The organism is Nitrospirota bacterium (genome assembly GCA_020851375.1).
GTDB lineage: Bacteria > Nitrospirota > 9FT-COMBO-42-15 > HDB-SIOI813 > HDB-SIOI813 > RBG-16-43-11.
In genome coordinates this window covers 26654-38072 of the sequence record JADZCV010000033.1, presented here as the reverse complement: position 1 = coordinate 38072, position 11419 = coordinate 26654, and the positions used below count along the sequence as shown (strand labels likewise).

Sequence of the window (11419 nt, the reverse complement as noted above, 5' to 3'; positions counted from 1 at the left end):
CGTGAGGATATTTGATATATCGCCTCACCGTTCCGGTCTACCTTAAATGTGTCACCAACCGCTACGCTTTCTGCTCCGGATGATGCGCCTGAAAAATTCACGGTGTTTGAGCCGTTTGTAACGCTTACTATGCCTGTTTTGTACTGTGGCATACCCTACCTCCATACATTATTTTATAGTTTCGATAACCATTATCTTGCTACCTGCTGCCGCTCTGCCATTTCCACTTCCACCGTATGATTGAAGTTTAAATGTATAACTACCTGCAGATAATCCGGTAATTACTCCGAACATATTCAGAAATGACCCGTATCCAATACCAGCCGTGCTTGAAAAATACATCGTTTGGTTATCTAAGTCGGCTGTCTCGTCCTTCCTAAGTCTGAATTCAAGCTGCCCAGCGCTGGAATTAAAATATATCCAAGAGCGGGCTATTACATGCACAGTTCCGCCAGACGTTGTAAAAGATATTGTAACAAGGTCAGTCCAAATAGTCGCCGATATAGTGACTGCACCTCCATAAGTAGCTGCATCAGAGACGGTTAATCCCGGCAATCTGTTCAGCGATATTGTGCCTGTAATTATATTACTTGCGGACAGATTTGTAACAGTTACTAAAGAAGCATTTAAAGTCCCCGTCTGTATGTTATCTGCTGTCAGTAACCCCGTTATTATTTTTCCTCCGGATATAACAGTAGTATCAAGACTGCTTGCTCCCTGAGTTCCTGTGTGGTTAGACCTGTTTAACAGAGTAGCATCAGAAGAATTGGCAGTTGCGCCGGCTTGGATACCTGACAGCTTTGTCCCTTCTCCTGAATTTATGCTGGACAGTGAAGTTGGCTTGTCCGACAGGTTCGCATATCCAGAGCCCCCCTGAATAGTAATGGAACCAACAACCGTTAATGTCGTTCCATCCCACGTGAGCTTGTTTCCTACTGAGTTACCTATGAAGAGCTTCGGCGTTGAGGCGTCAATCCCTATCCACCAGCCAGTGCCGTTGTTATAACTGATTGAGGCCGAGGATTTCATTGTCACTGCCTCAAGGGTGCCTGCGGTGACATAACCCAAGTTAGCATTTATGGCCGAAAGGGATATTGTCCTGATGAATGATGAGTGGATCACTTGTCTGCCAACATCAACCACAAGGTCAGTACCTCCCTGATATGTCCCCAATATTACGTTGTCAGCGGCATAGGCAGTTGCCTGATTTGTCGTCGTTGATATGGTGGTAGCCCCTTTGACCCAGTAGATATAGAGTAGCCCGCTCGTCCATGTGGCATTACCGGATGAGGTCGTAACAGAGGCAGGGGATCCTGCATCATTGACATAGCTGATCACGCCTGCTGTCCACGACACAACGTTTGTTGAGGGGTTCGCATCAATGCTTATACCGGCTATCTTAGGAACCCGCATCTCAAGGTCAAGGAAGTTCGTCTTTACCCTGCTGGGCGTAGCTGATACCTGACCTGAGTATGTAAGGCCGCTCTCCCCAAAAGTGTCAAAGGCTGCTACCTTGAAATAATATGTCGTTCCTGGTGTCAGATTGTTCTTGATAATGTACGTGTCCGGCCCGGAATAGATAAGATTTGAGGCATCCGGCGTAAAGCCTGAATTTGTGCTCATGTGGAGCTTGTAGCCGGTAATATCAATCTCAGCGCTCTTATCCCACGAGATCGCAAGGCTGCCACCGTAGACATCCGTGACAGTAAAGTTACCCACAATTCCGGGTGAGGGATTTGATACGGTCAGGATTGCCGGACTGGCCGACATCTGGTTGAAGGTATCCTGCTGCCAGACCTTAATCATAAATGACCGGACTACCACCCCGGCCTCAAGCCTCTGGGCATCCTCATAATTCTTCTCATGGCTGTAGGTATATAGCGGGTCTACGACATATTCACGACGCCGCAACGTCACTCCGTCGGTGTTGTAAATCTCGACACGGTAGTTTTTAAAGAACGGGTCAATACCACCAGCGCCGGCGCCAAGTGTCTCTTCACCGAGGCCTTCAAGCCCAAAACCTGATGTCCTGCCCCTGTCTCTCCATTGAAACTTCGCATCCTTGCCGACAAACTCCGTGTCATTTCCCTGTCCGACAAGCTCAAGTCCGGTGACATCGGGCGGCAGCCTGCCTGCTGATACTGTAATTGTGGCAGAGGGTGCCTGTGAGATGTTTGCCTGACTTCCGGTGCGAGAGACTGAGATGACTATAATTGTCAGCTCTGTGCCAGGCGGGGTGTCATGAATATAGAAGGCCCCTTCCCGTGATTCCCCGATGGGGACATTCATATCACCCACGACTTTATATATCCTTGCCGTCTGATACCGGTAGTCATTTGGCGGGGTAAAGGTCACAGCCACGGTGCGCTGATCATCATCCAGTTGAGAGAGCGCAAGGTCCGTGACTTGTGGCGGCGGACTGTTCGGATTCGGCAGCACAGAATAATTGACCACGTTTGCCGCTGTGATATCGCTGTCGTCATAGACAGATGCATTATATTCGACTGAAGTTACCCGGGCAGTCATCTGCTCGGTGCGCTCGATGGCAACGATCCGGAATGGTTTGACAAGGATACTGGTCTCCCCAAAGGCCACGACATCACCGTCTGCTGGCGTTTGTGTCCATGTTCCGGAGATGGTAAGAGTCGTATATGTCCCCGGCGTATTTGTAACGGTTTTTGTCTCTATCGTGTCGTCAGAGTGTCGGACCAGCACCTGATAAGTCTTGCTGGCCTCAACCGTCATTGCCGTATCGAGGACTACTGAACTTGAACCGGATCCCACCGCTGCCCTTGAGGCAAAGCCCCACTGCGGGACGTCATGCTGGAATCTGATCACATCCCCCGGCTCACAGGCGATTGCATCAATGCCGACCTCAAACTGTATCGTGCGGGTAATATAGCGGTTGATATTCGCAAGGAACCTTGCAAACCGGATGGCGTGAGATGTTCGGGTTATCCCGTATGTCGTAACAGTCTGCTTCTTTACTGCCTCGGCACTGGAATATATGGCCGGATCTTCCCATGTGACCATGTCCTGCAAGTAATTATTGTCCTTGTTGAGGTATTGCACTTCAAAGACGTTTGAGCGGTTCTGAAGCGACATAAAGGATTCCTTAAAGGACCCGCGTACAATATTCGCCATTGTAAATAGCTGAACCGGTGTATCCTGCTTCTCTATCTTTACCTGAATCTTGTTCCCGGATTTAATCAGCATGGCATAGCCTATTGCACAAACCTTAAGCACTGCATCCCACAATCTCTCTTCCGCATCGAATACGATGTTGCACGTGGAACGTTTATCCTGCCCTCCCTGACCATCAGGGACCAGCTCATTACAGTATGCCGCCCAGTCAATGAAACTCTGGATGTACATATCAGAGTATGGTAATCCCATGCCGTAGCGGGTGTTTGTGAGCATATCGAGCACGACCCATGCGGGATTGTCAGTCCATACAGTCGTGTATGTGTTCGGGTCAGTATAGACCCTGACCTTCCTGCCCTTGACGATTGTGGTGATTGCCGGAAGACCGCCGCTGATTTGGTTCGTGGCGACGGCAGAGACGGCAAGGAGTGCGGCATTGGGGTATTTGTAGGCGTCATTTACTATCTCCGTGACTGAAGATAGCTGGGCCTGGTCTGCCCTTCTTGATGCCGTACTCTCTTCGCTTGTGCGTTTAATCCGTACCTCATACTGTCCTGCAGTAAGGCCATCCTTCCGGAAATATCTTCGTACTGCCTGCAATTTTGACGCTGTAATTGTCGTCTGACCGGCACTTGTCCAGGAACCGGCGCCAACGAGTCTGTATTCTATGTCAAAGGTAACACTCGTATTCTTAATATCTCCTTTTTTGTTGCTGTACCATAAACCCGTCGGGAATGTCAGGTTCAGTTCCCACGCCGTAATGTTGGTACCAAAGCCGGTATAGGTAAGCCAGGATGTGCTGATCACGGTACCAACACTGTAGGTTGTGCCGCTGCCGTCTCCAAACCCATCCTGAGTAAAGGCGCTCTGACTGTTTGTACCTGTGTTGGATTGTATGGATATTGCAGGTTGGCCGTTATAGTTTGATGCTGCCTGACCGTTTATCTCAACTTCAGATGATGAAGTAGATACACTATCAACCTCACCCTCTGAAACTGCAATAAGGGCACGGAGTGTGTCATTGTCAGTGGCGATATCGGGCTTCACCCGGAGTTCAATATAATGGCCTCCGACCCTGTGTTCTCCATAGACTACAGGGATGGGGGACCCTATCCGGGTGTCGTTTCTGATGCCGCCGAAGCCGTATGTGGACGATGTGTCGCCATCCCTGGGTCGGGGCGTTCTAACGAAACCTTCGACCATGGCGGTTGCAAACATAGTAGCGCCAGCATATGTAAGCCAGGGCGTCCCAGAAATTACCCCTGCCAGAATCAACACAATACCGATGGCGCCTTTTACAACCTTATCCTTAATCCTCGGATAGCAGATTACCTCCCCACCGGCCTGCAGGAGGACTGTCCTGCTCTCGTCTATCGTGAGTTCTCTGCCGTCATTGATAATTACCCAATCGTCAGGATGCGCTGAAACTCTCTCCGGAAGGACATCATAAACAGACTTTTCCCATTCATAAGGAAGGCTTACAGATGAGCGGGTGCGCTCCATTTCAAGGGGATTTTCTATTATAGTCAGTGTAACTGTGCCTGTATCAAGCTCTTCTGTATTCATATGCTCCTATAACCGGATATGGACATCTGTCAAGGCGCCCTATCACTACCCCTGCCTTTCGCACTGAGTGAATAAACCGGCGCTCGTCTATCATCACACCGGCATGATCCGGGATGCCATCCTTATTTGCGAAAACAATAACTGCTGCAAATATGGGTTTTTTTATTTGCACCCAGCCGGAAAACTCCCGGATAATCCAGTCTGACCAGCCGTTCTCAGGCACTGCCTTCTTATGCTCTATGAGAAAAGGGTCAGGGGCCTCGATGCCAAGTCGCTTCTGACATATTAAAACAAGTCCAAAGCAGTCAAGCCCCTGCAGTGTCCGACCGCATTCCACATACGGTATGCCTATCAGGTCATCAAACATATCGTGGAGACGGCAGCACCGGAAAGCCGCCAAACCGGGACTGATTTCCGTGCGCCCTGCAACCGTTTGAGTCTTCAAGTATCTTGTCGCAGGATGTCATTCCTCCGGAATATCCGCATTCTGTTGATTTATATACCCACCGGCAGTTATCCCGGAAAAACCGGCTTCCCGGGAAATTCTGCTGCAGGAACCTTACATGCCCAAGCCGGAAGTTTACAAGCTGCTCTGTTATGTCTATTTCCGTGATGATATATTCTTCATCAAAGACCTTAGCCGTAGGGTCTGAGAGGTTTGCGCTGTTTACGCCTATCAACCGAACTGTTCTGCCCCGTAAATCATTTGCCTCAACATAGGCGCTGATCTCCCGTGTGACATTTGAGACGGATACCACAACCTCATTTAGGCCGCCTTTTGCATCAGAGCGCACCGGCTCAATCTTGCAGGGAAAGGGATTATAAGTATGTCCGTCAAAAGTCACTGACTGGGGATTCGGGACCAAGTAAATAGTGGTTGTGTCTGATACTTCAACCTGGAGGAGCGTCAGCCAGACGGAAGACGTTGAGAGCTTGTTTTTCTCTGTAATGAGATTCGCATTGATTATCTTCACGATGCCTCTGTCAGTTCAATCTCTTTAGCCCCTTCAAGGTCATCCACAAACTGGACGATTTCCCTTGATACCATCCCCCATGGGAAGACACCGGCCCGGGATTTTAAAATGTTCCACTCATCGGATGAGAGAAGCATCGAGCCGTTTGCGGCCTCAAGCTTATCCAGTATCTTGATGAGGCTCCTCATCTCGGCAATAAGTATCCCCTGCTTATCCTGAGGGGTCTTGACAATTACCTCCAGAACATCCCGATACCGGAAGTTCTTACCTTCTTTTGTTTCCAATTCCTTCAACTCAAACTTGATTGCCTTCATAAATCTCCCTTTTATTAACGTTAAAGTGCCTCTTCAAGCTCAACATCTATGTCATAAGTTACCGGCCCTGTTCTCCGGATCACCGACTGTGCCTGCTTAAACCTGCAAGATACCGTGGCGCTGGTCCGTGGATCCGTGAAGTTAAAGGACTCCCCTCCGCCTTTTCTTGCATTCCAGAAGGTAAGCCATGTCGAGATCTCGGAAGCGGTAAGATTCCTATGAGAAAACTTATATCCCCGTGGAGCGATCGTAGTCCTTGCCCTGGTCTGGACGTAGCCCATTTCCATCTCTGTGCGGATAACACCATAGTCAGGAGTGGACTCATCAAAGGGGAACTCAATTAACAGGCTTGAGGGATAGTCTGCCATTTTATGTTGTCCCCAGATTTCTCATCATGCCATTGCGATTGTAATCCCGGTATATAATATCCAATACCAGCCCTTCAATGTCGCTCCTTCTGTATGAGACATCAGGCCTTTCAGTATTGCCGGAATTGACGATGTTGACCGTGACCTTCTCAGTTTCACTGGATAACCTTGCTGTTTTCTCCATTACAAATCCACCGCCTGCGGCTGAACCTATTGCCCCTGCAGGAATAGAAGTAGCGGCTGAACCCACCCAAGACATTATCTTCGTAGTCGCCATGCTTGCAAGGATGTTGGACGCCACCTGCTGGGCAAAGGTCAGAAGCCCCCGCAGAAGGTCTTTCATGCTGGTAATCTTCCCCTGAAACATGTCGAAGAAAAAGTTCTGGAAGGCGGACTGCATGGCCTGTGCGGTCTGTCTTGCCATATCAGTGGCAAGATTGAACATGCTGCCGGTGTCTTCCACGTATTTCTTAATGGCCTCATGCCAGCCTTCTGAGAAGGTCTTGGTCGTTGGCAGCATTTCCTCCGAAAATGAGTCACGGTAGGCCTGCATGAAGTCTTCGTATTCCCTATCCATCTTATTGAAAGCTGCGGAAAAATCATCCTGATAGGCCTGCATAAAATCTTCGTATTCCCTATCCATTTTGTTGAAAGCCGCGGAAAAATCATCCTGATAGGCCTGCATAAAATCTTCGTATTCCTTTTTTGCCTTATCAATTTTCTTTTTCTCTTCATCATCTATTACCGGCGGAGATGTTTTTTTCTTTTTATCTTTCCCTCCTGATGACCATTTAGCATTGGATTGACTTGGGGGTATAGTTCCACCAACACCTTCTCCAATCCAAAATTCTCCGCCCTGCATAAACCCGATGCCTTTGAGTTTTTCATTAATCTCAGCCGATGGACTTGCCTTCTTCCACATTTCTTCCCATATACTCGGAGTTTTATTGACTTTTTTGCTGTATTCTATCCAAGCTTCTATTAAATCATTTATTGCAGGTATCAGATTATTGCCGATTGCCGTAGCTACTCCCTTAACAAGGCCTTTCATGCGATCCAAATTATCATTAAAATCCTCAGCCTCCTTTGCAGCGTCTTCGCCTACGACGAGCCCAAATGCTTTTGCCTCCTCTGTTGCCTCTTTGATGCCAGCAGCGCCTTGATTAAGTAGGGGGATCATGTCTGCCCCTGATTTTCCAAATATTTTCATGGCAAGAGCCGACTTGGTCGTGCCATCTTCCATTGTCGAGAATTTCTCGGCAACGTCTATAAGAACGTCTTCGGAAGACCTTAAATTCCCATTTGAATCTTTAACATCAACCCCTAATTTCTTAAAGGCATCTTTAGCGTCCCCCGTCCCTGAGGCCGCATCAAATAAGTTTTTCGAGAGCTTTCCGAGGTTTGTTGTTAACTGTTCAAAAGATACGCCTGACAGTTCTGCCGCATATTTTAGCCCCGATAGTTCTTCAACTGCCACGCCTGTCTTCTGAGAAGCCTTTAGTAATTCATCTCCGTAATCTGCTGTGAAGGTAATGAGTTCGCCGACCTTGCCCACAACTTCTTTCGCTACAACTGCAAGGGTGGCGGCATGAATTGGAAATCCCTTGATCTTGTTGATGAAGCCGGTCATGCTGGTCTCAGCATTTTTAAGTCCTGATATGAATTGTGCTATTTCCGCACCTAAAACTATTTTAAGTTCTGTGCTGGCCATGAATCACCCCTTATCATTGACAACCGCCACGTAAAACGATATATATATCCTATGACATTCATTATGGTATGGTTCGTTAGTGCCTATATAACTTACGTCTTAGCCTCTATTAAAGGCCGATCTGATAAATGGATAAGCGCAGCCTTTATCTTTGGCCCATTAATTCCATTTATTCTGATTCAACTTCCATCATTAAAAAACAAGAAGCCTGAAACAACATTATTTTCATAAATTATTCCGGACAAGTCCTACAAACTTGCCACAGCGCCACACCAAATAGCCTTGAGCATTCATCCATGCAAGATTTTCCGCAAAACTCCCCTATCCCCTGATCTTTGCGCCTAATCTTTGTGGTCTCTTTATGCCATGGCAATTTCACTCCAATAAAGCCCAATACTGCCACCTCCATCATTCGCCGTTCAATCTGTCGGCGGATATAAGGCTCGGATTCTCCTGGGGTAACGTTTCCGAGGATCCATGGGAGTCTTGTAATGTCCCCGTCGCAGAGGATGGCAAGGGTTTCTTCGAGCCAGTCATCGCAGTAGCCAGATTGAACAGGCTGCTGATCCTGTTTATAAGGTGTGCAGGCCTGTTTAATGTAAAAAAATCAGCTATCACCTCCGTTGCGATTGAGCCGGTCATATTACTGTTGATCCATTCCTCAAGCCCTTTTACCCCTTCAAAACCATCGGAAATCTTGTCAGCGGGCTTTTTCCCGTCTTCTATCAGCACCAGGGCCATTATTTTAGGTAACTCTTCCTGGATGAGAACAAGGATTTCTGAAGATGAAAGGGATCCCAGATTAATATTTTTTGTACGTGCCCATTCAATGAGCCACTTAATCTGTCCCCACACCAGCTCCTGCTGATAGAACTTTTTGCTACCTATTTCATACTCTTTTCTCTCCATGTAACCTCCACCTTTTAAGTAAACGCAAACTTAACTTCATCGTTGCCGGCAGCTACTGACCTGGTCAATAGAAAATCTACCCCAAGAGTTGCAATATCTTCCCTGTTGCCCTCGGAAATGCCTGCATACTGAAGCTTCGGCGCAGTGATAGTGCAGATGTTTCCGGCCCCGCCGTCATATTTGAATGTCAGCGCACCAAGAGTTCCGGCCTTGAATCGGCCATACCAATCATGGGTCGCTACAAGCTCTTCATCGGGGTCAAAGCTGCCTTTTGGTTCCCTGCCTGTAATCAGACATGAGGAATATCCTTCCGCCTTGTTAATATCTGAGCGAATGGCAAGTTTATTGGCAATATCAATGCTGATTGATGATATTTTTGCCTGGAAGCTTGCAATAGAGAACGCAGCATTTAGGAGTGCAGGAAGATTGGTTGTTTCAATCCCTGAGCCGGTCAATAATGCAACGTCTGACACCCCGTCATAAACACCTTGGAATGAGAAATCAAGCATGCCTGGCTCTCCACCCTTGCCATCATACTTAACTGTTCCTCTTGCCCCTCTAAGCTGCTTCTTTATGCCGTCCCTATAAAGGGCCATTGTCAGTGATTGGACGCCTGTTGATATAGGGTCATACGTTACGCTTGTAGAAGCAACTATGGTTTCGCCAAACCCGCAAGCCTTCAAGAGTTTTCCTATCGCCGGAGCTGTTCCTGCAGCCCCTGACCCTCTAAGTTCAACCTTGAAGCTCAGTCTCGCCATCTGACTCCCTGGGATGCTATTATAGGGAGATAGGCTGCCATTAACAACACCTCTCTTAAATAAAGGGATATCTGCATCAAACTTTGGATCAACAACCAGAAAATTTGCATCCCCTGCTGCAAGAGTTTCGGCTGTCCCCTCTGTGGTCTCAATCTTTGCTGCTACTACGGCTCTTCGTGTTAACATCGCCTTTCACCTCCTCTACTATTTCTGTGGCGCTGCCGCCTGATATCATGCCCCTGCCTGTGACCTCATCCACATCCACAATATCGTCTGGAGCATGTTTTTTGTTACCAACTTCCAGCCATGTAGCTGGAGATAATTTCACTTTCATGTCTCACCTCATTATTATTGATAAGGGTTGAGATATCCCGTTCTGTACTTCAAAGTAAATTCTATTCTGCATGCCCCAACCAAATGCTCCTTGTGTTCAATTTCAAATGCCTCAGTCATATTGACAGGGTCTGTATCTATCGCAAGCCCGCCCCAAGTTAAATCAGTTTTAATTGCCTTCTCGATATCGGCAATCATCTTCCGGAGCTGTTTTGGAGCGTCCGCCCCTATTGCCTGTAATGTTAGACTTACAGTGAGCAGCCTGTCTTGCATATCTGATATCAATGGCGTACATATCTCAGAACTATCCCTCCAGATCACGCCTGGAAGCTCCGATTCTTCCAGTGCAACATCCCAGTATTCATAGACATTGTTGCCGAGACTTGTTTCGTAGCCATTCGATACCAGGATGGTCTTGAGCTTACCGTCTATTGCATTCACAATCTGCTGTCGTTTAGAGTCTGCCATTTAGTCCCTGCTCAACTGTAATGTCGTCATACCGGCGCCATCCGGTCTTGCCTCGATGATTTTATAAGTGACCCCATCTATCTTCAGTGTCTTTCCTTTAGCGTTTGTAACATCATTAGTTCTTACAAGCGCTTTAGGCCCGGCAATCATGATGCCGCCGGTTTCCATATCGAGCACGGGTTCGCTCGGACAGTCAAAGATTACCGTAATAGATTCCGTGCCGTTAAATATGGCAGCCTCCCCGAATTGATCAAGGAAGGCCGCCACATCATATTTTGCCTGCTCACCAAACGTCATCAGATAACCTTTTTCTGCCCGACAAGCACAGCGCAGCATGTAAACGATGGAGATGTGCCGCCGATAGTTACAACAGCTCTTATGTAGCGTTTCATGCCTCTTGTGTTAAGAGATAATGATTGTAGGGATACTGCAGCAACGACCTGTGTAAATGTCGCCCCTGACACATCAGCCCACCCTGTAGAACCATCCGCTGAATCCTGAATCTTTACATCCATTGTCGGGGATGTCCCTGTTCCTGCCGCTGATTCCAGTATTGCCTTGATACTGCCGTCATAATTGAGCAAATCAACTGCGGAGCCATTTACTGTAGACGTCCTCGCAGCAGAACCCAACAATCTCTCCTGTGATAATTCATTATGAAGATCAACCAGCTTTCCCATTTTTCTTTCCTCCTTTTCGTTTAATCTGTGTGTCCTGCTCTAATTGAATCTCCGTCCGACTTTCTGCATATTGCTCTATGAGCTTATAGCCCAACAACACAACCGCGTCGTCACGATTCAATTCAATCACCTCGCCCGGATTGACCGGAATACCCTTGATGAGTATCCCGGTCAAGACCTTATATTTCTTCATC

The 11419-nt window shown here is 47.7% G+C and carries 14 protein-coding genes; all 14 read right to left on the bottom strand.

Translation table 11 applies throughout. The annotated features are described in order from the left end of the window. Positions 1 to 152, bottom strand: a 152-nt coding sequence (locus IT393_07345; GenBank protein ID MCC7202456.1) for a hypothetical protein, incomplete at its 3' end; no start/stop codon positions are given. Positions 153 to 168: 16 nt separating this feature from the next. After that, positions 169 to 4710: a fibronectin type III domain-containing protein gene (locus IT393_07340; GenBank protein ID MCC7202455.1), complete on the bottom strand. Its 4542-nt coding sequence runs from the start codon at positions 4708 to 4710 to the stop codon at positions 169 to 171. Continuing rightward, a complete protein-coding gene (locus IT393_07335; GenBank protein ID MCC7202454.1) occupies positions 4691 to 5077 on the bottom strand; it encodes a C40 family peptidase in 387 nt (128 codons plus the stop codon). Before IT393_07335 ends, IT393_07340 begins: the two co-directional genes overlap by 20 nt. Next, on the bottom strand, positions 5070 to 5684 hold the full coding sequence (locus tag IT393_07330; protein ID MCC7202453.1) for a hypothetical protein: 615 nt from the start codon (positions 5682 to 5684) through the stop codon (positions 5070 to 5072). The genes IT393_07335 and IT393_07330 overlap by 8 nt, the downstream gene beginning before the upstream one ends. Next, entirely contained in the window at positions 5681 to 5998 is a 318-nt protein-coding gene (locus IT393_07325; GenBank protein MCC7202452.1) for a hypothetical protein, read from the bottom strand. Before IT393_07325 ends, IT393_07330 begins: the two co-directional genes overlap by 4 nt. A 20-nt stretch (positions 5999 to 6018) precedes the next feature. Next, entirely contained in the window at positions 6019 to 6366 is a 348-nt protein-coding gene (locus tag IT393_07320) for a hypothetical protein (protein ID MCC7202451.1), read from the bottom strand. 1 nt (position 6367) lies between these two features. Next, on the bottom strand, positions 6368 to 8077 hold the full coding sequence (locus IT393_07315) for a phage tail tape measure protein (protein MCC7202450.1): 1710 nt from the start codon (positions 8075 to 8077) through the stop codon (positions 6368 to 6370). Positions 8078 to 8485: 408 nt separating this feature from the next. After that, positions 8486 to 8986: a hypothetical protein gene (locus IT393_07310; GenBank protein MCC7202449.1), complete on the bottom strand. Its 501-nt coding sequence runs from the start codon at positions 8984 to 8986 to the stop codon at positions 8486 to 8488. A gap of 14 nt (positions 8987 to 9000) precedes the next feature. Beyond that, entirely contained in the window at positions 9001 to 9930 is a 930-nt protein-coding gene (locus IT393_07305; GenBank protein ID MCC7202448.1) for a hypothetical protein, read from the bottom strand. Then, positions 9893 to 10078: a hypothetical protein gene (locus IT393_07300; protein MCC7202447.1), complete on the bottom strand. Its 186-nt coding sequence runs from the start codon at positions 10076 to 10078 to the stop codon at positions 9893 to 9895. Before IT393_07300 ends, IT393_07305 begins: the two co-directional genes overlap by 38 nt. Positions 10079 to 10092: 14 nt before the next feature. After that, complete coding sequence (locus IT393_07295) at positions 10093 to 10545, bottom strand: hypothetical protein (GenBank protein MCC7202446.1); 453 nt, start codon at positions 10543 to 10545, stop codon at positions 10093 to 10095. Next, a complete protein-coding gene (locus tag IT393_07290) occupies positions 10546 to 10842 on the bottom strand; it encodes a hypothetical protein (protein MCC7202445.1) in 297 nt (98 codons plus the stop codon). Further along, complete coding sequence (locus IT393_07285) at positions 10842 to 11225, bottom strand: hypothetical protein (GenBank protein MCC7202444.1); 384 nt, start codon at positions 11223 to 11225, stop codon at positions 10842 to 10844. Before IT393_07285 ends, IT393_07290 begins: the two co-directional genes overlap by 1 nt. After that, the gene (locus IT393_07280; GenBank protein ID MCC7202443.1) at positions 11209 to 11418 is read right to left on the bottom strand and encodes a hypothetical protein; all 210 of its coding nucleotides are present in this window, start codon (positions 11416 to 11418) and stop codon (positions 11209 to 11211) included. The genes IT393_07285 and IT393_07280 overlap by 17 nt, the downstream gene beginning before the upstream one ends. Between the last annotated feature and the right edge of the window lies 1 nt (position 11419).